At 42.7% G+C, this 24497-nt stretch carries 20 protein-coding genes; 11 read left to right on the top strand and 9 right to left on the bottom strand.

Annotated features, from left to right (window positions below; translation table 11 throughout):
- Positions 1–2: 2 nt before the first annotated feature.
- Both ICN44_RS01270 and ICN44_RS01265 read right to left on the bottom strand, forming a co-directional pair.
- Positions 3–5270 carry an S-layer family protein gene (locus tag ICN44_RS01270; protein WP_216262220.1) on the bottom strand — a complete coding sequence of 1756 codons (5268 nt, stop codon included), beginning with the start codon at positions 5268–5270 and terminating at the stop codon, positions 3–5.
- A 26-nt stretch (positions 5271–5296) separates the two neighbouring features.
- A complete protein-coding gene (locus ICN44_RS01265; protein WP_216262218.1) occupies positions 5297–7018 on the bottom strand; it encodes a ShlB/FhaC/HecB family hemolysin secretion/activation protein in 1722 nt (573 codons plus the stop codon).
- 332 nt (positions 7019–7350) lie between these two features.
- On the opposite strand from ICN44_RS01265, the gene ICN44_RS01260 reads away from it, so the two are divergent.
- Complete coding sequence (locus tag ICN44_RS01260; protein ID WP_216262216.1) at positions 7351–10527, top strand: ESPR-type extended signal peptide-containing protein; 3177 nt, start codon at positions 7351–7353, stop codon at positions 10525–10527.
- A 31-nt stretch (positions 10528–10558) separates the two neighbouring features.
- A complete protein-coding gene (locus tag ICN44_RS01255) occupies positions 10559–11011 on the top strand; it encodes a CBS domain-containing protein (RefSeq protein ID WP_216262214.1) in 453 nt (150 codons plus the stop codon).
- A 125-nt stretch (positions 11012–11136) separates the two neighbouring features.
- Here ICN44_RS01255 and ICN44_RS01250 read toward each other — a convergent pair whose 3' ends face one another.
- The 5 genes from ICN44_RS01250 to ICN44_RS01230 all read right to left on the bottom strand — a co-directional run bounded on the left by ICN44_RS01250 (position 11137) and on the right by ICN44_RS01230 (position 15168).
- The gene (locus tag ICN44_RS01250; RefSeq protein WP_216262212.1) at positions 11137–11922 is read right to left on the bottom strand and encodes an SURF1 family protein; all 786 of its coding nucleotides are present in this window, start codon (positions 11920–11922) and stop codon (positions 11137–11139) included.
- Between the two features lie 534 nt (positions 11923–12456).
- The gene (locus ICN44_RS01245; RefSeq protein WP_216262210.1) at positions 12457–12657 is read right to left on the bottom strand and encodes a hypothetical protein; all 201 of its coding nucleotides are present in this window, start codon (positions 12655–12657) and stop codon (positions 12457–12459) included.
- A gap of 198 nt (positions 12658–12855) precedes the next feature.
- Positions 12856–13830, bottom strand: coding sequence for a hypothetical protein (locus ICN44_RS01240; protein ID WP_216262208.1), 975 nt, complete (start codon positions 13828–13830; stop codon positions 12856–12858).
- 2 nt (positions 13831–13832) lie between these two features.
- Positions 13833–14252 carry a hypothetical protein gene (locus ICN44_RS01235; protein ID WP_216262205.1) on the bottom strand — a complete coding sequence of 140 codons (420 nt, stop codon included), beginning with the start codon at positions 14250–14252 and terminating at the stop codon, positions 13833–13835.
- Positions 14253–14337: 85 nt separating this feature from the next.
- Entirely contained in the window at positions 14338–15168 is an 831-nt protein-coding gene (locus tag ICN44_RS01230) for a hypothetical protein (protein WP_216262203.1), read from the bottom strand.
- 112 nt (positions 15169–15280) lie between these two features.
- On the opposite strand from ICN44_RS01230, the gene ICN44_RS01225 reads away from it, so the two are divergent.
- The 8 genes from ICN44_RS01225 to phoR all read left to right on the top strand — a co-directional run bounded on the left by ICN44_RS01225 (position 15281) and on the right by phoR (position 23078).
- Positions 15281–16294: a CorA family divalent cation transporter gene (locus ICN44_RS01225; RefSeq protein ID WP_216262201.1), complete on the top strand. Its 1014-nt coding sequence runs from the start codon at positions 15281–15283 to the stop codon at positions 16292–16294.
- 181 nt (positions 16295–16475) lie between these two features.
- Positions 16476–17498 (top strand): phosphate ABC transporter substrate-binding protein PstS, encoded by a 1023-nt coding sequence (pstS, locus tag ICN44_RS01220; protein ID WP_216262199.1) that lies wholly within the window; start codon positions 16476–16478, stop codon positions 17496–17498.
- A gap of 73 nt (positions 17499–17571) precedes the next feature.
- Complete coding sequence (gene pstC / locus ICN44_RS01215) at positions 17572–18558, top strand: phosphate ABC transporter permease subunit PstC (RefSeq protein ID WP_216262644.1); 987 nt, start codon at positions 17572–17574, stop codon at positions 18556–18558.
- Complete coding sequence (pstA, locus tag ICN44_RS01210; RefSeq protein ID WP_215320256.1) at positions 18555–19421, top strand: phosphate ABC transporter permease PstA; 867 nt, start codon at positions 18555–18557, stop codon at positions 19419–19421. The genes pstC and pstA overlap by 4 nt, the downstream gene beginning before the upstream one ends.
- Before the next feature lie 8 nt (positions 19422–19429).
- Positions 19430–20266, top strand: coding sequence for a phosphate ABC transporter ATP-binding protein PstB (gene pstB / locus ICN44_RS01205; RefSeq protein ID WP_223146584.1), 837 nt, complete (start codon positions 19430–19432; stop codon positions 20264–20266).
- 13 nt (positions 20267–20279) lie between these two features.
- Positions 20280–20987 carry a phosphate signaling complex protein PhoU gene (gene phoU / locus ICN44_RS01200; RefSeq protein WP_216262196.1) on the top strand — a complete coding sequence of 236 codons (708 nt, stop codon included), beginning with the start codon at positions 20280–20282 and terminating at the stop codon, positions 20985–20987.
- A 14-nt stretch (positions 20988–21001) separates the two neighbouring features.
- Positions 21002–21715: a phosphate regulon transcriptional regulator PhoB gene (phoB, locus tag ICN44_RS01195; protein WP_216262194.1), complete on the top strand. Its 714-nt coding sequence runs from the start codon at positions 21002–21004 to the stop codon at positions 21713–21715.
- A 64-nt stretch (positions 21716–21779) separates the two neighbouring features.
- The gene (phoR, locus tag ICN44_RS01190; protein WP_216262192.1) at positions 21780–23078 is read left to right on the top strand and encodes a phosphate regulon sensor histidine kinase PhoR; all 1299 of its coding nucleotides are present in this window, start codon (positions 21780–21782) and stop codon (positions 23076–23078) included.
- A 2-nt stretch (positions 23079–23080) separates the two neighbouring features.
- Here phoR and ICN44_RS01185 read toward each other — a convergent pair whose 3' ends face one another.
- Positions 23081–23281, bottom strand: a complete 201-nt coding sequence (locus ICN44_RS01185) for a hypothetical protein (RefSeq protein ID WP_216262190.1) — start codon at positions 23279–23281, stop codon at positions 23081–23083.
- Positions 23282–23364: 83 nt separating this feature from the next.
- The gene (locus ICN44_RS01180) at positions 23365–23841 is read right to left on the bottom strand and encodes an MgtC/SapB family protein (RefSeq protein ID WP_216262188.1); all 477 of its coding nucleotides are present in this window, start codon (positions 23839–23841) and stop codon (positions 23365–23367) included.
- A gap of 473 nt (positions 23842–24314) precedes the next feature.
- Between ICN44_RS01180 and ICN44_RS01175 the strand changes: the two genes are divergently transcribed.
- Entirely contained in the window at positions 24315–24491 is a 177-nt protein-coding gene (locus ICN44_RS01175; RefSeq protein ID WP_216262185.1) for a hypothetical protein, read from the top strand.
- Positions 24492–24497 lie beyond the last annotated feature (6 nt).

The following is a 24497-nucleotide window of genomic DNA, read 5'->3' as shown; positions in this document are numbered from 1 at the left end:
AATCATTGCGCGGCACTTTGAGGTACACCCTGTTGGATATTTTGATAAATTTGTTTCAAGATATCCCTGTTTGTAGTATCAAATATTGGAGCTTGTTTCCCATCAACATTGACGGATACGTAAGCATTATTGATCAACGAAGTAGCGGTTCCAATCGTAACCGTGATAGCGCCAACCTTGCCATTTTCATCGGGAAGAAGGGCATAACGCTCTTGACCCTTGACCAAGCTAGAGCCATAGAAACCTGGCGATGGAATCGTGATGAAGGTGTTTTGCCTCTCTTTTGCAGTCATAGCCTTACTATCTTTTTTACTCTTCTTCTCTTTCGCGGTAGATCCATTCTTGCTCGAAGAAGAGCTGCTGGAGTCGGAGGACGATGTTTCTACTGAAGAATCATCGCCTCCCGATGAGGACGTATCAGCAATGCCACTCATTAGAGAGCCGTTAGAGTCAGAGGGTGCTCCAACGATTTCTGCGCCATCACCTCCTGATGGGGATGTATTAACACCTCCCAAGGAAGATGTACTAGCGCCTGTACTGGATGAAGAGCTAGCATTCATATTAAGCGGTATTGGGACATAAGTAGATGCCAATGGTGCTTTGATCGTTAAAGCTGTTGAATTACTTGGAGCCTGTACAAAAAGATAATTGCCATTATTTGCTGTTAAGCCAGAGCCAGTAATAGCGTAATTGCCTGCACTAGAAGTCGCCGTGGCAGACGTAGCAAACAGTGCGGCGCCACCAGTGGCACTAGCTAGAGTATCGTTATTCACAAAACCAGTAACCGTACCAGCGTTCACACTAGGAGCATTGCCGTAACTACTGGTCGTTGGCGTGGCGGTATAGGTCAGTGTTGCTGGAGTGATGGTGAACGCACCATTTGTAAGAGCAAGACCATAACCTAATGCCCCTAAGCCATTGCTATAGCCAGATGGAACGATGCTGTATGAGCCTACATTTCCATATAAATTTGCAGTCGTTTGTAAAGTACCCCCCGTAATCATTAAAGCTGAGTCCCCATTCCAAGGGGCGCTCATATTTGTACTGAACGTAGGCAAGCTTGTAGCGCCATAAACCATGCTGGCATTATCAGCAGCAATGGTAATGATGGGTTGCTCACGATAAATTAAATTCACTCCAGAACTTAATGGAGCGGTACTCGCATCATAGCCAGAAGAAGTTGCTGTACTGTTATAGCGAAAATGACCGACGGGTACCAAAGAAGCTACTCCACGACTTCCCTCAAGCGTTCCGGTAAAAAGCATCGCACTACCTCCGCTACCAACTTCAATAGTTGGATTGCCAATTACTTGGATATCACTTCCAGTAGTCGTCGAGCCTTTACTTAAGGTATTACCTGCGTTGATCACAATCGCATTACTTGCGTTACTTGAAGCAGAAAGATTGCCAGCAAGAATGATATTTCCGGTGGTGGTTTCAAGATCCATCGTGGCTGCAGATAAAAAATTATTAATATTGATGCCTGCGTCAGATGTCACATTTAATGAGCTTAATGATGCTGTGCTGCCGATCACCCCATTAAAATTGGTGGTACCTCTATCAGAAATATTCAAAGATTGAGCACCAGCAGAGCTTGCATCAATCGTTGAGTTAAAGGTGATGCCATTGCCAGTTAAGGTTGTATTAGCGCCTAAAGTTATTGCGCCGTTATAAATTTGACTGCCAACAGTTGCAATACTGAAAGGGCCAGAAATGTATTCGGGATTAAAAATAATTCCTGATGAAGTGACATTTAATGAGCTTAATGGGATCGATCCACCTACCCGGCCATAAAATCGAGTGTCAGCACTAGAATCATGGATAGTTAAAGCATGAGGCCCCACAATATTATATGCAAAGTTAATACCATTGCCTGTTAAGGTTGTGTCAGCACCCAGGACTACAGAGCCACAGCAATAATTTTGAGATTGACCCGTTGTAACATTGCTGGTATTAATATTAATCACACCAACATTTGTGTTTATTATCTCTAATCCATCCACTATTCCATTAAGATTTAGGATCCCGTTACCACTTTGAGCAAAATATAATTGACCACCACCAACCCTAGAATTAAAGGTAAGGTTATTGGTATAAAAAGATACGATATCGCCCAACAAGGTTACCCCACCGTTATAAGTTTGATTGCCACCCGTATTAATCTCAATGCCAGACTCTAAGTAAATAGAGTCTGCGGTTAATGTTAGCGAACTAGTGCCAATATTATTAAGAGGGTGGATGTCATTGTTGACAGAGATCACCCCAGTTCCCCCAAGCGGTATTGTAGAAATTGCTACCGAAGTAGAGGCCAAGACTGCACCAAGATCGTTAGCGCTGATATTAGGGTTGGGGCCGCCAATACTAAAGTTATTTGCTTCAATAAACCAGGTACCCGGGATACCGCCCGCTCCAGTCGATACGATAGTATTGCCACTAAGTGTCAAGACGTTTCCCGACGTTGCAATTAATCCGGCATTACCGGAAGTGCCATTGGCGGAGGCGTAAAGATAACTACTGCTTATTGTATTAGTAGCGCCCCAAATGAGAATATTACCCCCGTTGCCACTATTTCCATAGCCATTCGTATCTGATGTTAAGTGGCTGGAATCTATATGAGTGGATTCTGATGTGGGTACAGCAACGACCAAAGATAGGGGCGGCAGGAGCGCAGCTGTTGCAGCGCTAGCTGGCAAGGGATTTGATTTGAAATCACGGCCGATGATGATATTGCCATCGCTTGAGCCGCCCGCACCGATAGTGGCATTTACGATATTGGTACTAGTAAGTCCAGATTGAGCAATCGTTCCACCTAAGCCTGAATACCCCCCAGCCATAACAGAGCCAGAATTTTGATAAGTTCCCGAGGGTGAGCTCAGGATAATCAAGCCGCCATTATCAGAACTGGCTGAAATGTAAGCTGAGATGTCGAGGCTATTATTGCCGGCAATATAGATTTGACCTGCGTGAGAGTTAAGGGCTATAAGGGGGTCGGTAGCGCAGTCACATTTTGCGTTTGCCGTGATATTGGTAACATTATCTAATAAGGTATTGCTTGATAGAATATTGCTTGTGCTTGATGGTGTGAAATTTGCCGCTGTCAACAAAGTAGCCACTTGGGTGTTAATTGATGGGGGCGCTGAGGTTAAGCCAGAGCCCACACCATTGGCGATACCAATCTGAATAACACCGCCTTGGGTGTATCCATCGACAGATACTTGTGCGTTAGAGAGCGTAGTGAGATTTTTTGCAGCAATCGTAATTACGCCACCAGTACCATTGCTACCATTTCCAACTGCATCAATAACGCCATAATTGTTAATATTGCCGTTTACGGAAATAATATTGATTGACCCACCGTTTAGCCCATTAGCAGCAAGGCGACTCCCTAGTAAATTAACAACATCAGAAGAGGAGCCAATATTAATATCACTCGTTGCAATGATATTTATATTGCCGCCATTGGAGGTGTAAATGGTGGTGTCAGCTGATAATCCATTGAGAGCGCCCCCCGAAACCCAAGATTGGCGTTGATTGGTAAGATTAATATTGGCTTGATTTAAGCTGTTAGAACTAGTGTTATTACTACTATTTCCATTGGAACCTATATTGCCTAAGATGTTAATAATTGCACCAGCTAAATAGATGTTGCCATTGATTCCACCATTGGTGTTGATTGAACCGTTGCTGTTGACATTGATCGCTTGGGCTACAGCATAGACTGCCCCAGCAGTAATATTGCTGCTCACATCAATTCCACCTTGAGCAATTAACGTAAGGCTAGTAAATGGGTTGGCCGAATACATATCAAATGAGAAGGTAATATTTACGGTGGCATTTAGAGTAACATTCCCCATTCCGAGGGCTGTCGATAGAGCATCAGCTGCATCACTATCACCAATCGTGATTGAGTCTGGATCAGTTAACCAATTGCCGAATTTTCCATGTGGTGCACTCGTATCGACTACCAAACCTTTACCATAAGTCACTACTCCAGCAGAGCTGGTTTCAATATTTCCGCCATTGCCTGCAACCATACCGCCAGTTGCCTTCAAGACACCAGCAATATTGGTCGCAATTTGTGACCAAATACTGATGGATCCACCATTACCATTTTGTGTGCTTGATGCATCGACTAAGGCACCCTGAACAATATTCACAGTATTAGCATTTACTTGGCTTAGGGCAGTGTTTTGCGCTGTTTTACCAACCAGGATTTGACCGCCGTTAGATGCTCCAGTAGCAGTTGTTTTTGATGTGGAGTTTAGATTAACTAGATTGCCTGAAATAGTGATTTCGCCACCATTTGCTTGCGCTGAATTTGCACTCACAGTACCACTTTGATTTACTGTGCCAGCAGTTAAAAATACTCGTCCGCCTTCATTTTTGACTGCGCTTGCGCTAATGATGCCCGTATTATTCATCGCTGAGGAGCGTAAATCTGATGCTGAATTAGCTGCAATAATAACTTGGCCACCATCCGTCTTAATCAAACGCTTATTGGAAATTAAGGAATTAATGACTGAGGCATCTACCGTTACATTAATCAACTGACTGCCGCTAATCGATAAAGTGACTTGTTGACCAGAGACTAGTGCAATAGCATTATTTCCAGATAAGTTTGCGATCAACACACCTTCGTTTTTCACTTCAGGCGCCATCAATGCGATATAGCCGTTAATGTTATTGACGGTAATAGTGCCTTTATTAATCACTTTTCCAGTTTCACCACCAGAGTAGGTGGATTTTCCAGCCATATAGTCAGCATCACTAATATTCATCGTAGTGGCTACTATTCCACCGGTATTGACCTCAGCGCCTTTACCAAACACAACCCCGTTGGGGTTAACAAAGATCACTTGGCCATTTGAATTGACCGCGCCATTGATCATCGATTTGCTAGCGCTATTGACACGATTCAATGTGGAACTGTTAGCGTTTGGTTGATTAAAGTTCACCGTACTATTTGCGCCTACATTAAAGCTATTCCAATTAATCACCGCCCGTTGAGTGCTTTGATTGATGTTCATGGTGTTACCAGACTGGTTAATCGTTGCTTGGCCTGCAGCAACTTGCCCACCGGTAGGCAAGGCATTGCCGGCAAGGCCAGCTGCTTGAGTATTGACGATGCCAAATGTAAAGGTACAAGCAATGACCAATCTAGAAGTCGTTAACAATGAAGCTATATTTCCTAAAGGCGCACCTTGCCGATTTCGCTGCTTTAAGGCAGTGATTGCTTTGGATGAAAGGGCGGGGGAGCGAACCAATTTCAAGTGTTTAGCCTTGCATGGTCAAAAAGTCAGAACGCATAGGATCCTCTAATCCAAGCTTGCACAGTTTTATACGCATTGTCGGTATTAAGCTGTTGACCACTAGAGTTATAAAGCGGATTTTCTCCAAGCCGCAGCGCTAAGGAGGCATTGACCAACCAACGGTCATAGGTATATTTAGCACTCAACCCAGTCGCAGCTACTTGATAGTTGTTATTAGCATTAGTTAATCCTTGCCAATTTGGATAGAGATTGACGAACTGTTGCACCCAACCTATATCAACGAATCCACCAACACCCCAGTTTTCATTAATTCGGTGTTGTAGCTCCGTCGTAACAATCGCGCCTTGTGAGCCCCCGCCTTGCGCTACCGGATAAGCTCTAACGGCATACGGACCACCCATATAAATTTGCTCAGAAGAGTTCAGATTCTTATTGGCAAACTGCCCATACGCCGAGATTAACCAATTTGTATTGGGCAAAAAACTCAACTCTTGATTGCGATTAATACTAAAGCCAACTTTCTGGAAACCTCCAGCGCTTCCTGGACCTGAAAAGTCTTGGCCAGCTTGCGTGATGTTGTTGATATTCAGGTTGCCAGAAGTGCCAGTCAGACTGTAGTTAATAATGGAGCTTGTTGTATCAGCAAAGTTGCCATTCACGCCGAAGGTAAATGCAGTAATTTGGTATTGGCTAATGTTTTGGCCGAACTGGGTATTGCTGTAATTTCGATTTTCAATTGCAGCACGCACATTCATGGAATTACCGGTTTCACGAATCAGCGCATAGCTCGTATTAGCGCCAATAGTAGCGGCGGTTCCTTGCGTTTGATTGGTATTCCAACTGGCCAGAGTTTGATAAGTGAGGTAACCGCCTTGTACTCCAACGCGTAAACCATCATGCCCCACTGGTAATGAATAACTCAACTGAGCATAACTAGACCCCAAAGACTGTAGCGCATCTAAAGTGGCTTGATCACCAACGCCTGAGGGATTATTCAAGCTTAAGTTTGCAAAGGCTTGACCAGTTCCAGTGCTGGGTGAACCGTAGTTAGAGAGTGCAGCTTGGCCGCTAAAAAGCGGACCATCACCCAGTTTGACGAGAAAATTACTTTCGCTTGGATTGGCCCCTGGTTCAAATACTCCCGTAGCGTAGACACCAGGCAATTCGTTTAGCAAAATCAGACCGCGCGTCAAAGGTTTAGTGTCAATGTACTGGGTGCCATTGGGCTCAGTAATGAGATAAGGTCTTACTGTTTCTGGTGATATTCGCAAGGATAAACCTGGTGGATCTGAATCCACAATGACGGTGCCTAATTTACCTTCATGAATATCAATCAGAATAATCCCCTCTTTGATTTCTTGAGGAGGCACATCGGCAATAACAATGCGATTTTGTTTTGCGTAAAAATCCTGAATAGCGGTAGTGACATCTTTTAAATCACTAAATGTAATTTGACTATTTGTCCAAGGTTTAACAATCGCTTGGAGTTGTTCATTGCTTGCCAATGTATTACCGCTGAACTTGAATCCTTTTACTGAAATCTTTTGCCCATTTGAGTTTTCTTGCTTAGGTTCTGTAGGTTGAACACGTTCTACCTGGGGAGCGGGAGCAGAACGTTCAATTTGAAGCTGTAGCTCCCGTTGCAAAGCGCCGGCATCTTGCGCATGAGAATTTTGAACGAGGCAAACATTCAAGAAAAAGACGAGAGTCTTTCCAGGGCAATTTGTCAAAGTTTTAAATAATGTCATCTGGATTCTATTTAAAGTGTTAATAACCAGATTTGGTGAGCTACTTCGGCGAAAAGCTACATATAAAGCGTTTGGTGAATTCTAGCTTACATGTAGCCTAGGCGAACCCCATAAATATGGGGCATAAAAATTAGTATAAAAAAATATCTCTAATTTTTATTAACAAATATTAGATGTTAGTACGCCCCCGTAAATATGGGGGTACATTCAAACTTGTTCTAATAAAAAAGCAACCTCTTAATGAATTTCAATTTATTAAAAAGTGTAATTAAAAGGATTGCCTCTCCAATGCTCTCATTCAAAAACGTAGATAAAAGTTCTTAAGTACCGATATGAACCAAATCTACAACATTATTTTTAGTAAAGTAAAAGGCTGCTTAGTTGCTGTCGGCGAAAATGTCACTGGCCAAGGTAAAGGAAAGAGCAAATCTTCTCCAGTGGGTGGTTCATCCACGAATATCAAGACCCCTGCCATAAAAGACTTCACAGGTCCTGCTAGATTAATTATTGTTGCCCTGTCTGGGTTGATAGTTTTGATGTTTTTACCAGGCGAAGCGCTGGCTACCTGCATTGATATTTCTATTGATACATCAGCAGAGATACATCCCGCAGATGGAGCTTGCTACAACGTTTCAAGCGGCGTTACAGTTTCGAAATTTTATACTAGCACGTTTGACAGCCCATCAAAAAATTTTACAATTAACAATTCTGGGAGCGTTGAGTTAGTTGATAGCGCAGGGGTTGTAACTTTTAACAATTCTGGAGTAAGTCACGGGGTTTATGCATATGGAGGAATAAATTTTACCAACCAGATTGGTGGCATCGTCTCAGTAAGCTCAGACAACTGGGCACTAGCGTTAGTAGATAATGGAGATTTAACAGTAGTTAATCATGGAACCATCTCAATATTAGATAATGGTGTCCCTGGGGATGGTCCAGGGGGAATCTTATCCTTAGGCACGGGTATTTTTTCAGCAACCAATACAGGGTCGATTACAGGGGGCGATTATGCTGCCGGTATAGCTAGTTTATCAAGCAGCCCGAATTCAAGCGTTGTTAATTCAGGCAGTATTTCTGTCGGTATCGGTGGCTTTGGAATTATTAACGGCGCTCCCGCGACTCTGACCACCATCACCAACACTGGAACCATTTCAGCTGGAACAGGAGGTTATGGCATTGCGAATCTTGGAACAATTACTACTTTAAATAATGCGCAGGGCGTAGGAAATCCAGCAGGACCCCTTACCTATGCTGGAAATTTGCCAGCGAATTACAACATTATTATTCGGGGCTCATCATATGGTCAGCTTAATGTAGCTACAGGGAGCTTAAATATTAATAACCCTATAGATTATCAAATTTATCCAATAACTAGCGGTACAGGCTCTACCAATTTTGGTATTTATACTGGTTCAACACTTTCAGCGGGAACTTATAGCGCAGTTTTAATGGGAATTGACAGCTCCAAAATTACCAACTATGGCTCGATATACAATGTTTGGAATAACTTTAATAGTTCTTATAAGTGGGAGTTAGTTGATGGAAGTAATGCTTCAACTTGGAATTTATTGGTTGCATATAGATCTCCTATCTCAGGCTCTGGATCGATCTATCAGTCTTCTAGTTTAGACAGTACTGCTAGTCCAGTTTTTGATGGTGGCACACTTAAAGTTTCTAGTGCTGGGACGATTACTAATAACATTGCAATCACAGGCAATAATGGAGTGATCAACCAAAACGGCTTAAGCTCTAACTTAAGTGGAAACATCACAGACTCTGGTGTTGGCATACATGGCAAACTGACTATTTCTAATCCTGCCAGTACAGCTGGTTCAGTCACACTTTCAGGCAACAATACCTACTCTGGTGGTACTTTTGTCGCCGCGGGTGCGAATCTTTCGATTAGCTCGGCAAATAATATTGGTACAGGTGGCTTGGATTTGGTGGGTAGTAGCACTATGTCAGCTACATTGACTACCACTGCCAGTATGACAATTGCTAATAGCATTACTGTGGCGGGTGACCCGGTATTTGATGTGGCACCAGGCACCACCACCACCATATCCAGCCCCATTATTAATGGCAGCTCGGCTGGTAATGTCATAGTTCAGGGCGGGGGTACCTTAGCGCTGACAGCCGCCAATACTTACAGTGGCCCAACGTACATTAATTCTGGGTCTGCCTTAGCCTTATCGGGAGCTGGTTCAATAGCTACATCCAGTGGCTTAACCAATAACGGTACTTTCAATGTCACTGGCAAGACAGGTAATGTCAGTATTGCAAATTACACCCAAGGCTCTAGCGGCACCTTGAGGATGAACTTAGCACCTTCAGGCAGTCAACAGCTCAATGTTGCTGGAGCTACGTCTCTAGCGGGCAATCTGCTATTAAACGCGGCACCTGGAAGCTATAGTAAGAATTCATATACAACCATTCTGACTTCTAGCGCCGGCATCACTGGAAAATTTGATTCTTTAAGCACGAACTTGGGAAGCTACACTAATCTGGGTTATTACTTAACCTATGATGCTAATGACGTATATCTCTTTATAGAGCCACCTTATCCAACAACCGCCGACACTCAGCAGTCTTTAGTGAACACCGCAGTTTCTCTTCAAAGTACCTTCGCACTGCAGAACTCTGTTCTTGCCAATAGCTTTAGTTACGACTGTACGGAGTTTGGTGCTCATGGAGTTTGTATCTCTGCTGGTGGACGCAATACCGCTGTATCTGCTGCTAATGGCTTAAATAATACAAGTGGTCTTTTGATTGCCGCTTATCGCCCCCATCCAAACTACCGTATTGGTGCTTATGCTGATCAGAACCTCTCAGTAAAGAATGCTGGCAGCACTGTCACATTGGGAAATAACACTCCTTTGATTGGTTTATTTGGCGCTTGGAATCAAAGACTAGATGGCACGGGCACTGAAGTCAAAGTTTCGGCAGCTTATGGGCAAAAAAACACCACTGTGACTCGCTCTGTAGTTGGCACATCAGAAGCGGGTTCTGGTTCATCACAACTTAACAGCCAAGGTGCTCAAGTGACGGCTAAGTATGGTTTTGCTGTTACGGATAAAGCGATTGTTTCCCCTTATGTCGGCATTCGTTATGCTCAAAACAATATGGGTGGCTATACCGAAGGCAGTAGTGCTAGCGTCACAGCGCCTCTGACTTACTCTGCACTCAATACCAATGCTACTACTGCATTGGCTGGAGTAGGTGCAAGCTATCAAGTGATTCCAAAAGTAACTACCTTTGCAAGTGTTGGCATTGAAACCGATACCAATAAGGCTAACGGTTCTTACTATGGAACGAATTCAAACATCGCTGGCTTAACCCCTGTGAACTTTAATGCCAATCCGGTGAAAACTAGGCCAACTGCTACATTGGGCGCTTACTATGATGTCACCAAGAATCAAAGACTGGGTATTACGGGCATTTACCGACAAGAGTCTTATCAAGCAGTCTCAACCACTACAGTGATGGCTACTTATTCAGTAGGCTTCTAAATCAGCCCATCTCTCATTGGATTAACTGGAAATGCCAAATACTGTAAAAGATTGCCTAGCTAATAAATCGAATGCTCTAGTTTGGGTTTCATCCACTGATTATGTGGAAAAGGTGCTCAAGTTGATGCGAGACAATCTAGTACGCTCAGTACTAGTTATTGATTCTGGGGATTTGGTTGGAATTGTTTCTCAGGGTGATTGCGCTATTAAAGTCCTTCTACCGGGTTTATTGGCTAATAAGGTCTTAGTGAAAGACGTCATGACTATCAATCCAATCTCTGTTGGTTATAAAGATTTATTAAGCGACTGTATGGAATTGATGACCTCCAAAAGAATTCGTCACTTACCTGTTTTAGAGGAAGGCAAGGTAAGGGGGGTGATTTCAGTTGGTGATGTTGTTAAAGATACCCTTGAATTTCATGTGAGAGATATTCAATTTTTAGAGCGTTATATCAAAGCATGGGATTCTTCAGTCAATACATAAAGCATTATCAAGCTTCATTACGTTTTTTGGCTTCCGGAGTTATCAGATCGTAATCTCCGCTAATATTGGTTTGAATGCCAATAACAATTTATTTTATTAGCTTCTACCCACTAGCAAAACATTGCTTAATTAGAAGTCCATTCTTTGGCGGAATTATTTCGTAAATAGACAATCCCGCTAATTAGCCAAAATCCAATGGCGATAAATAAAGTAAACCACCAAGTTCTAAGGTCAAAAGTATAGTCAGGTAAGTAAAAGTAATTTTTCTCTGGGCGAATTAAGTTATCTGATCCTTTGCCGGTTTGTGTAATCAGAAATGGATATACGTTGCGGTTGGGTAAATCTTTTTTATCATCGTGAAGATAAAAATTCAAGGCAATTACGTGGCCATTGACTTTGCGTGTTTGTTCGTCGGGCATTTCAAAGATATCTTTTTTTCCCAGCGATATATAACCTGTAATTTGTTCTTCATGAACAGGGTGTTTAGTATCTGGAATCTGATGACGATCAATAAGACTCCTACCAATCCACCCCCGGTTTACCCAAACAATTTGTCCCGTTTTTAGCAAGAAGGGCATCATGATTTGAAAGCCTGAAGACTTTTTACTATTGGGTTTTGGGCTATCTTGAGAAACGCGATTTTCTAGGTAAATCTCGTGGTCGGTTAAAAGTGAGCCCTCTAATGTCACCTGTCGATAAAGCAAGTTCTGTGAAGATTGTGGGCTATAGTCAATGGTGGGTGGCAGCTCAGTAAGCACGGGCAAGGCGCTACGCTCGTTAAATAGAGCTAGATTTTGCATATTTGCGCTGATTTGCCGTTCCTTGCTTGCAATAAAGAAGATGCACAATGCTGCTACCAGAGCAGCAGCAAGGCTAATTGACGGTCTAGCAGAGATAATTCTAGGTAGCATTTAGCAAAAAGTATAACCATGATCCTAAAGTCTAATAAACCCCTCAAATCAGACCCCGAGCTTGAGGAGGGTCTAGTGATTGCCCAGGCTGAATATTTAAGGGCAAATCTTTATGTAGCAAACGTGGGCACTACCTCGATCATTTTGCTTTTAAGTTACTTCTTCTGGGGGGGATGATTTAGCGGGTGATCTGATCATTTGGATTTTGGGAGGCCTTTTAAGCGCAGCAATGCGGGGAGCCTTGATGTATCTATATCAAGGTGTCGATTGTTTTAAGGGGAAACCACAGAGCGCAAAGAGATATCTATATCTGTATACCTTAGCAACCATCACTGCAGGAGCTACATTTGGTCTTGGGTGGTTAACGATAGTTCCTCATCTGTCATCGTATGAGCAATTAATTTACCTTCTCTCTATTGTTGCTCTGCTGTTTGGCGGCCTGTTTGCATACTCACCTTATTTTCCGGCATATATTGGATTTTCGGCAACTGCATTTTGGCTTTCTCCACTACTACTCAACTTTACTAGTGAAATTTATATTACTGGCTTGGCTTTTGGTATCTGGCTAATTTCTTTAGTGTCTATTTTGAATCGGGCTTTAAGAGCCTTTTTAATCTTTTTTTGAGTCAAATGTTGCCAAATTAATCTTTTCTTTAGAAAAGAATCAGGTTCTTTGCTGATGTCAGGCTTTTTTTCTAGGCTGGTATCTTCACTTTGATGACGTTTGCCACTCATGATGACCTCGTGAGACTAAAGAATTTGGTTACCTATGGGCTGTTAGTACAAACTATTTACAACCAGCAAAAAGAGAATTGCACTTCATCTCCCATAAGTAGGGCTCAACTCTACAAATTAAATATGACAGATTGATGTGATTTTGATGACATTTCATCACCCAAACATCAAAGTGATATGGAATTTTCTGTTAGGCCTTCAGGGCCCTGGAGTAGTCATATTTTGTCTTAGCAGAATTGGCGTAAAGGTAAATGGTTGCTCAGACTTCGGATTTACCCCAATCGTTATGGCTTGGACTTGTTCTGCACCCATCACCTCTAGTCGTAATACATTCTCCAGAGTATGTTTTTGATCTGCCGTTTTCAGCGGCTGATCAAGAATAAGTCGATGGCTATCGCCATGAATTAACAGTACAGGCTTCTTGAATGCTTGAGCATTCTTACTTAATACCTGCAAAGTATCTCGATAGCCGCTATCTGGGTTCACAGCCTGCGTGGGTGTGTAGAACATATCGGCTTGGTAGCAAAAGATGATTCCTAAATAATTCATCTTTTGGGCTAACGCAAAGCTGTTTTGGATCCACTCTAGATTGGCTTGGTTGCGCTCGTAGTATTCTGCTTTCGCTTGTTCATTCCGCTCAAAGTTATTGTTAGATCCAGGAATATGTATGCTGACAAATAGAAATTGACTTTTTACCCAATAAGCGTTTTCAACAAACTTTTGATGCCTAGGGTCAATATCGGATTGTCTGGTGAGTTCTAGTTGTTGCTTGCCAAAACTCTTGCGTGTATTAAAGAAAGTGCTTCTGAGTTTGTCTAATCGTTCAATAGGATCATAAGATCCAGCTAGCGGTCGATGGCAGTCTGTCCACTCATTGTCCCCAATGCTATAAATTAATGGGGATGTAAATTGATTGAAATAGCCCTTAACCTTTTGGTTGTATTCATCGCTACAAGGTGTTGAGCCTGATTTAGTGTCACCAATAAAGATGCTAAAACTCGGATTAGTCTGATTGATTGTGGCAATTAATCTTTCGTAGCGTGGGTAGTCCTCAGGGATGGAGTAAGGCATATCTCCTAAGGCTACAAATTTAAACGACTCTAATGACTGCGCAGATGCTCCTAAGGAGCACGTGAAAAGTAGCCCAACAAGTATTGATTTAAGTAATTTCATGCTTATTTATAAGAGGTGGGTGCATGATCTAGCTCCTTTACTTCAAGCTCGCCAAAGACGTACGATTCTGAGCTCACTTGCTTCCAGCCTAGGTCATGGAAAACATCTTCATAACTTTTGGAATATTTTTTATTGCTCTGATAAAAGATATCCGTTAATTCATCCTGCTCATCTTCCTCTACTGTATCGGAAAAATAAATGACTTTTTCCCCGCCATAAGTCTTGCTAATGACCCCACCAGGGATGTCTTCAATGCAGATGCCAATGTTGGGATCGTATGCCTTAATAAATGCGGGTTTAATCTTGGTTAAAACGGAGCCTAATTTCCAGACCATGCCGCACTTAATCTCTTTATTGAGTTGCTGAAATATGTTGCGCTCTACTAGGGAGCCCATTTCTAAAGGAATAATTTGATAGTACATTTAGTTGCTCCAGTTTAAATGTAATGGGATTCCTTTAGTTTGATGGAAAATTGTGACAACTTGATATTCCATATCCAATAGGAATTTAAAATCTCCAAGTAACCCCAACTTCGCTCCGTGTGGCGCAGGCTGCTTGCGCTGCAAAAGTTTCGCCGTAGTTTGCGCCTGTCCGCATATAGGAGACGCCAAGATCTACATTGTTGGTTAGGGAATAAATCCCCGCAATCAAGGCGTAATGGCTTAAGTATTGTTCGGATGATGGTGGGTTGGTTGCCGCCCCAAGGTCTAAAGCGATTTTTAAATTCTTGGAGATAGACCAAACAGGAGCAATAGACACTAAAAAGATGTTTGTCCGATTAAGGTCGGTAGTGGTCCCGACGCTGTAATTCGTGTTGTATGGCGAGCGCATATAAACAGCATTCACGTGTAACTCGATGTCTTCCCAGTATTTAGAGGCGATAAAGTTCACACCATAATTCAATGCAGCCAAGCCTAGGCCTGCAACTTGCTGCTGTTTACCGGCAGGCAATACAACCGTAGGCTTAACGGCGAGTGCATAGCCTAGATCGCTATCCTCATGAAAGCGCCACTTACTTGCCAATACATAATTTGAAAACTTAGAGAAAGTGCCACTTGGCTCGTTGTAGTAGGTTGCAGACAGTGATGCCTCTACTTGATCGCTTAATCCGCGCGTATATGTAAATGGAAAAGCTTTTGCATCCGTTCTACCGGTGTACTCTTCTCCTGGAGTGACGACATCGGCTTGCTGGGATCCACCATTTCGGTTAATGGAGAAAAAATATTGCTCGATTTGATTCCCACCAGCTTTTACAGTGCCCGCATCATCCGTATTTAGCGGCTCAAAGGCATAGGCAAATGCTGGCACAAGCAGAAACGCAAGGAATAATGCTTTCATTGGAATCTACAAAGGCCTACGTAATGTTTAAACAACCTATGTAGACTAATTTCATGTCATTTTGATGTCAGATAGGTGCGGTACTGCTTAGCGTGTGCCATACAATTTAACAATGACTACAGATATTATTGCAAAGCCTTTTCCGGTTGCAGGCGTTGTATTTGCTTGGGCCATGCCTATATCGGGCAATGGGTATGAAATTCCATTATTTGAAATTGCTGACGCACTTGAAAATCCAGATATCTCTATCTGGCTACATTTAAACCTATCAAATTCTCAAATACAGAGATGGCTTGAAAACACGCCGTTGATTCCAGAGCGCGTAGTGGAGATGATTCAGGAGGGGGTTAACCTCAGTCGTTTAGAGCGTATTGAAAAGTTAGATGACTGTCTTTTGATGGTCATGAACGACTTTCAGCAAGAGTTTGGGGATGAGGGTGGTGACTCTAGTTTGGGAACTCTTTGGGCGATTGTTCGGCCAAAGCTGATGGTTTCTCTGCGCAACAACCCCCTGAGAACTACTGATAAATTGCGGTATGACTTAAGGAATGGTCAACTCAATCCAGCCTCTGTTATTGAATTATTTCATGAGCTACTGGATTTGCGTGCTGAGCAATTGAGAACGCTTTTGGCGCATCTTTCAGAGAATATGGATGATTTGGAGGAAAAACTTCTAAAAGGAAGGGAGTTTCCAGAGCATGAAAATCTCGGCAGGATACGCATTCAATGTAGTCGCCTTAGAAGGCACTTTTCACCTGAATTAATAGCGCTACATCGCTTGTTGAAGCGCCTCCCATATTGGTTTAGCGAGGAAGATAAGCATCGCTTAAATGATGACTTGGACTTGCTTTCCTACTTGGTACAGGAGATTTCCAGTCTTTATGATCGCGCAAAGGTATTGCAAGATGAGCAGGCGGCCCACGTAGCAGAATTTAATGCCAAAAACTTGCAAGTTTTGTCCGTAATGACGGTGATCTTTTTGCCAATGACCTTAATTACTGGTGTCATGGGTATGAATATGGAAGATCTGCCGGGATTGAAGGGATCTTTTTATGAGGTTATGGTGCTGATGTCAATCACGGGGGCGGCAGTTTTTGCCTCACTAAAGCTAAAAAGGATTATTTAATCTCCTGATTAAGTCTTCCCTAGTTGGTCGAATTGCATCATAGCGGGCTGGAAAATATTGTATAAACCATTGATTTATAATGAATTTTTCCTTAATGACACTTTGTCATTAAATCGTCACAGTGAAAACGTATTGTCTCTTTATCGCAATGTTGCGTTATTTCAATACCAGGACTAATCACATGAAATCTTTTTTGAAAAAAGCACTAGTTATCAGTGCTATTGCTTTAGCCCCTACAGCTTACGCTGTTGAAATGACTGGAGCTGGCTCTTCATTCATCTATCCAGTGCTCAGCAAATGGGCTGAGTCTTATAAAGCTAAAAGTGGTGATGGCCTTAACTATCAGTCTATCGGTTCAGGTGGTGGTATTAAACAAATTAAAGCTAAGACAGTAGATTTTGGCGCTACTGATGCCCCAATGGCGTTTGATGATCTCCAAAGTCATGGCATGGTTCAGTTCCCTGCAATTATTGGTGGCGTAGTAGTTGTTGTGAATATTGAAGGTGTTGGTCCAAATCAGCTCAAGCTCTCAGGCGACTTGTTGTCAGATATTTTCCAGGGTAGCGTAACTGATTGGAGCGATAAGCGCGTTGCTCTCTTGAACCCAGGCATGAAGATTCCTTCAGGGCCAATTACAGTTGTTACTCGTGCCGATGGATCAGGTACTACTGCAATTTTTACTAGCTTCCTTTCTAAGGCAAGCAGCAACTTTAAAGAAGCGGTTGGTTTTGGTGCGCAAGTTAAGTGGCCTGCAGCCTCTACAGTTAGCGGCAAAGGTAATGAAGGCGTTGCTGCAAACGTAGCCCGCATTAAGAATTCTATTGGTTATGTTGAGTATGCATATGCCAAAAAGAATAATTTGAGCTACACACAAGTTCGCAATGCTGATGGCGTAATGGTTTCTCCAACTGCTGAAGCATTTGCAGCCGCTTCCGCTGGTACAGATTGGTCTAAGTTTCCTGGCATGAATACATTCATCACATATGCTGCTGGTGCAAAATCCTGGCCTATTACCGGCGCTACTTTTGTGGTGCTTTACAAAAAGCCAGAAAACAAATCTCAAGCTGCTGCAGTATTGAAATTCTTTGAGTACTCTTTCAAAGATGGCAAAAAAGCAGCTTCAGAATTGGATTACGTTCCAATGCCTGATGCAACTGTAGATTACATTCGCAAACAAGTTTGGTCACAGGTTGACACTAAGTAATTCTTCTTTGTATTTTTGATCATTACGACCCTGGCTTCCAGGGTCGTTTTTTAACTTTAGCTTAAGTCTAATGATGAATACTTTGGAATCAGCGGGCGCGCCGACGCTAGTGGCCGCAAGAATTGCGCGTCTTCAGCGCATTCAAGATTTTCTATTCCACCGCGTAACTCAATTTTTCTCTCTTTCTGTGCTTTTTGCGCTCTTGGGGATTATTGGCTCCTTATTTGTGAATGCATGGCCTGCATTGAAAGAGTTTGGACCGCAATTTTTCATTACACCAGCCTGGGATATTGTTAATGGTGATTTTGGTGGATTAATTGCTATTTATGGCACCTTGGTCTCCTCGGTGATTGCGCTATTGATTGCAGTACCACTCAGTTTTGGCATTGCTTTTTTCTTGACCGAAATTTGTCCTCCACCTTTAAGGCGTCCACTTGGGACTGCGGTGGAGTTGTTGGCAGCAGTACCATCTATTATTTATGGCATGTTTGGTTTATTTGTTTTTGCACCAATCTTTGGTGACTATATTGAGCCGGCACTTCAGGCCACTCTGGGTCAAATTCCCTTTGTCGGAATTTTATTTTCTGGCCCACCAAACGGAATAGGAATGTTATGTGCGGGATTAATTCTTGCGTTAATGATTCTTCCTTTTATTGCATCGGTCATGCGCGATGTCTTTGAAATCGTGCCTCCTGTTCTAAAAGAGTCAGCTTATGGTATTGGTTGTACTACTTGGGAAGTGGTGAGAAATATTGTTTTGCCATATACCAAAGCGGGAGTAATTGGGGGTGTGATGTTAGGTCTTGGCAGAGCGCTTGGTGAGACGATGGCTGTTACTTTCGTTATTGGTAATGCGCAGCGTATTTCAGCTTCTCTTTTTGCGCCAGGAAGCTCAATAGCATCAACATTAGCCAATCAGTTTGGCGAGGCAGAGGCTGGTTTACATTACTCATCTCTCTTCGCGCTCGGACTTGCTCTATTTTTTATTACGTTTGTTGTATTGGCTTTTGCTAAATGGATGTTGATCAGCATGGAAAAGAAGCAAGGACTTAAATCATGAGTTCAAATGTTAACTTTGATATGACCGTGTTTGCCCGTCGTAAAAGGACAAATAAAATTGGTCTTACTTTATCCATGATTGCAATGGCAATTGGAATGGCAAGTTTGATCTGGATTTTAAGCATCCTTTTTATTAAAGGGTTTTCTGCAATTAATCTAAATATGTTTACAGCAAGCACACCAGCTCCAGGCACTGAGGGTGGTGGATTGGCTAATGCAATTGTTGGTAGCCTTTTATTGGTGGGGTCATGTACATTTATCAGCACGCCTGTAGGTGTGTTGGCGGGTCTCTATCTTTCTGAATATGGTGATCGCAGTCGAGTGGCCTCTTTGACTCGTTTCGTTACCGATATCATGCTGTCAGCACCATCAATCGTAATTGGCCTGTTTGTCTATGCCTTATATGTTGCTAAGGTACAGCATTTTTCAGGATGGGCGGGCACTATTGCATTGGCTCTGATTGCAATTCCAGTGGTTGTGCGCACCACAGAAAATATGCTGCGCTTAGTACCTGGAAGTTTGCGTGAGGCGGCTTATGCGTTGGGAACGCCTAAGTGGAAAGTGGCATTTATGGTTACCTTGCGCGCTGCACAAAGCGGCATTATGACCGGCATTCTTCTAGCTCTTGCTCGAGTTAGTGGCGAAACAGCGCCTTTATTGTTTACTGCTTTGAGCAATCAATTTTTCTCCACAGATATGAATAAGCCTATGGCTAATTTACCGGTGGTTATTTTCCAATTTGCGATGAGCCCCTATGACAACTGGGTAAGTCTTGCTTGGGGTGGATCTCTTTTGATTACATTTACCGTTCTCGGTTTGAATATTTTGGCACGAGTGGTATTTCGTGAGAAGGTCCAGGGATGATGAGTAATATGAAAACTATGTTTGACTTAAATAAGATTGATGGTCAAGGGGGTAAAGTGGAAACAACAAATCAACATTCAGAGCAGGCAGCAATTAATGCCCTTGAAGTCAGAAATCTGAATTTCTTTTACGGTGCTTTCCAGGGCCTCAAGAATATTAATCTGGATATTGAGCAGGGCAAAGTAACAGCATTCATTGGCCCTTCAGGCTGTGGCAAATCCACATTACTACGTACCTTGAATCGTATGTACGACCTCTATCCAGGGCAACGTGCTGAAGGTGAAATCAATTTCTATGGCCAGAATATTTTGGAGCCAGGACAGGACTTGAACCTGCTTCGTTCACGTATTGGTATGGTTTTCCAAAAACCAACCCCATTTCCAATGTCGATCTATGAAAACATTGCCTTTGGTGTCCGTCTTTATGAAAAACTTTCTCGCTCTGAGATGGATGAGCGTGTTGAATGGGCGTTGAACAAAGCTGCTTTGTGGACTGAAGCAAAGGACAAGTTAAACCAAAGTGGCTTGTCCCTCTCTGGTGGTCAGCAGCAACGTCTGTGTATTGCTCGTGGTGTTGCAGTAAAACCATCAGTGATATTGCTTGATGAGCCAACTTCTGCTTTAGATCCAATTTCGACTGGAAAAATTGAAGAGTTGATCAATGAGCTCAAGCATGAGTACACCATTGCTATCGTTACTCACAATATGCAACAGGCAGCCCGCGTATCCGACTACACTGCTTATATGTACCTTGGTAGTTTGGTGGAGTATGGTAAAACAGATGAAATCTTTATCAAGCCTAAGCGTAAAGAAACAGAAGACTACATTACCGGTCGCTTCGGTTAATTGGAGACACTAAATGCCAGATAAACACCTATCCTCACAATTTGATGCCGATCTTAATTCGCTTTCAAGCCGTTTGCTTGAAATGGGCGGATTAGTTGAGTCTCAAATTGCCACAGCTATGCGTGCATTTACGCAAATGGATCTTGATACTTGCAATATCGTGATTGAAAACGAAAAGCTTGTAAACGATCTAGAAATTCAAATTGATTTAGCTTGTACTGAAGTGATTGCACGTCGTCAGCCAACTGCGCGCGATCTTCGCTTGGTAATGGCTGTATCTAAAGCGATTACGAATTTGGAGCGAGCGGGTGACGAAGCGGAGCGTGTTGCTAAACGTACTAAGCGTTTAATTGAGTCTGGTAGTCCACACAATATTAACGTTGCCGAGATTCGTCTTTCAGGACAAATGGCCATTACTTTATTGCGTCGTAGCTTAGATGCGTTTGCAAGACTAGATACTGTAGCTGCTGCAGAAGTGGTTGCTGAAGACCGTCAAATTGATGAGGAGTTCAGAGGCTTCGTTCGTAAGTTAATCACTTATATGTCTGAAGACCCCCACATCATCAGCACTGGATTAGATATGCTGACGATTGCCAAGGCGATCGAACGTATTGGTGATCATGCAAAAAATATTGCTGAATTCGTGATTTACATCGCAAAAGGGTCTGATGTTCGTCACATTCCGCACGAAGATTTGGTGCGCGAAGCTAATAAGCAATAACTCAACTTCTGAATATGACTCACCGCATACTAATAGTTGAAGATGAGCCATCAATTGCAGAGTTAATTGCAATTAACTTGACTCATGCTGGTTATGAAGTGGAGAAGGCGATGCAAGCCGACATAGCTCATGGCATGATGAAGGAACAGTTGCCCAATCTGGTGATTTTGGACTGGATGCTTCCTGGAAAGTCTGGCGTTCAGTTTGCTAAAGAATTAAGAGCAAATGACCGTACAAGGGGTTTGCCTATTCTGATGTTGACTGCTAAAAGCGAAGAGGCGGATAAAGTCTTGGGCTTAGATTCCGGGGCTGATGATTATGTGACTAAACCGTTCTCGCCTAAGGAGCTGATTGCTAGAGTTCGAGCGCTGCTGCGAAGACAGACCGCCGTTGATGATACTGGCCCTCTCACGGTTGGACCACTCAAGTTAGACCCCAGCTCCCACAGAGTCTTAGCAGTGTGGCCAAATTCTGAGACAAAGCCAGTATCCCTTGGACCTACTGAATATAGACTTCTTCAATATTTCATGGCCAATCCAGAACGAGTGCATTCACGTGCAAATTTGCTCGATAAAGTATGGGGCAATGAAGTCTATATCGAAGAGCGCACTGTGGACGTACACATCAAACGCTTAAGGGCCGCATTAAGTCCTGTTGACTGCGATCGATTTATTGAGACAGTTAGGGGCAGCGGTTACCGTATCACCAAGATACCAACCGAATCCTAGAGCCTATTTTCAAGGCTTTTAAGGCTATTTCAGGACTCTCCCTGAGATAGTCTAAGATTGCACCATGATTTCCGCCATCTCGCGCTACATTATCTTTGCATGCTTTGTTTTAATAGTTTCATTTATTGCCTTCTATACTTGGGGTGCTCAATGGGCTATTTTCACAAGCATTGCCTTAATGTCTATTCCTTTGATTTACTCTTACGTCAATCTAGCGCGCCTATTAAAGAATATTCAATCAGACACCGTTGAGAGCATGCCTTTGCCTAGCGGTTTTTGGGAAGAGATTTTTTTTAAGCTGCAGCGTTTGGTAAAAAACTTAAAGCAAAGAATGCGCATTATTGAGCAGCAACATGAGCATTTTATAGAGGCCTTCCAAGCATCCCCTAATGGTATTGTGATGCTTGATGAGAGCGATCATATTGAGTGGTGCAACTCAATTGCAGAAAGTTTCTTTGGTCTGAACTATAAGCGTGATGTCATGCAGCGGATTAATTTTCTTATTCGTCGCCCAGAATTTATTCAATATTTAAGCAGACGTCATTTTGAAGAGCCATTACTTTTAGAGCGAATGGGGCCAGATAATAACCTTAGCATAATGGTGCAAGCATTTCCATTTGGAAATCAACGTAATTTATTGTTGGTGCAAAACGTGACCGATCTGCAAAAAGCAGATTCTATGAGGCGCGATTTCGTTGCTAACGTATCTCATGAGATGAGAACCCCTATTACCGTCTTAATGGGGTTTCTAGAGACCGTTCAAACCCTGGATCTCGAGAGGAGTCAACGCGATCAATATTTTGACATGATGATGTCCCAGGCGCACCGTATGAAAAGTTTGGTTGAGGACCTGTTGACGCTAGCAAATTTGGAGGCAAATTCATTGCCAGCTGCAATGAACAAGATCAATACCGAAACTTTGATGGCATTGTTGAGAAATGATGCTGAAGCTTTATCCCAAGGAAAGCATAGCTTTAGTTTTGAGGTCGCTGATAAGCAATGCTTGTTGGGTGAGGAAAGAGAAATACTCTCTGCATTTAGTAATTTAGTTTCAAATGCAATTCGCTACACGCCAGATGCAGGTTCAATTCATGTAAGGTGGTGCACTAATGCACAAGGGCAGGGTGAATTTTCTGTTACAGATACTGGCCCCGGGATTGCCTCAGAGCACCTTACAAGGCTGACGGAGCGTTTTTATCGAGTGGACAGAAGTCGTTCTCGTGATACGGGTGGTACCGGCCTAGGCTTGGCAATCGTCAAGCATATTGCAAGTCGCCATCAAGCTCAGTTATTAATTGAAAGCATGCCAGGCAAAGGCAGTACTTTCACACTTCGATTTCCTAAAGAGCGCTTAACTCTTTAAGGCTAATCCTTTTTCTTTTTCTTCTTCTTTTTAGATTCTTTGGTCAGCTTTTCGGTTTTTCCGCTGGCGTATAGGCACCATACCTTGATTTCTTCAAACAGCTCCACTAGATCATCGTGTGGAAGACTTTTTAGGTCAACCAGCCCAATGGCACCAGTCTCTTGCAGTTGTTTCACTGCATCTTCATATCGATAATCACTCATGGCATATATTTGTCATTGTTTGGATAGGGGATAGTAGCAAAGTAATATGACAAAAATCCATTTTTCGACTGTTTTGATGGGTTTTAGTCAGGATCGTTCGAAATCTCAGAGCTGCGCCTAACCCCATTTATCCTGGCAAATAACCGCTCCATAGGGCCGCCAATCATTAAAGTGAGCAAGATTGCGCCCAAGGAGAATCCCCCAAGGGCAAATTGTCCAGCCCCAAATGCAGCCCCAATGAGGGCGCAAGCCCAAAGGCTTGCTGCTGTAGTTAGTCCATGAACTCGTTGTGAACGTTGTTCTCGAATAATGACGCCAGCACCCAGGAAGCCAAGGCCAGTTATAAGGCCCTGAAGAACTCGGCTAACAGACTGGGCATCATCTTTTACGAAGTCGCTGATAAGCATTACGGCGGTTGCTGAGCCAATCGCCACCAAAGAGTGGGTACGAATCCCGGCAGATTTATGGTGCAGCCAGCGGTTTAGGCCAAGCACAGATCCAACAAAAAGGGCCAGGGCTAATCTGAGGGCAATAGTGCTGTAGAGATCCCAATCAAACATCTGAATTTCCTTGTTAGATAAGTGTTTATATAAGCCGGAGTGTATCTCAGCTATGTCAATCAGTCACAAAAGCGCCTTCACCCTGTCATTTCGACAGTAAATAATTGAATGCTAGTTTCGCGACATTTCTACAAAATAAAAATGTCTTAATTAATCTTTCACCACAAGGATTTATATGAAAAAAACTTTATTAGCAATTTGGCAGGCCTGGTACGAAGCACGCCTAGCTTATGCAAATCGTTACACTTCCCACCGCCTTGGTAGTTAACTTTATTTTTATTGTTTAGTCATTTCTTTGTAACAAAGCGCCGCTATCGTTAACTTGTCAGAAAGCTCCTGACCAAGACAAATCTGTATCGTTCTTCCTTTGCACCCAGCTTATGCTGGGTGTTCTTTTATCTAGCATTAATAAAACTGAAATAAATACAACATACGATGATGAGAATGATGATTTACCGGAAAGCGAAAATCCTATGAATACAGATTTAACAAAATACCTGTCTGATGTTTTTCGTAATGAAGTTCAGGGAAGTGCTAGCCTCAAATCCATCAATACTGAAATGCAAGCCAGTAGAGATTTGGTAGACCCAAAGTTCGATCAATTTGTGCTTGATAAAAGGTTCTCATTGCGCTTGGATGAAATCATTTAATTAGTA

The organism is Polynucleobacter sp. JS-Fieb-80-E5 (assembly GCF_018882015.1).
Lineage (GTDB): Bacteria > Pseudomonadota > Gammaproteobacteria > Burkholderiales > Burkholderiaceae > Polynucleobacter.
This window is presented reverse-complemented; position numbering and strand designations above follow the sequence as displayed.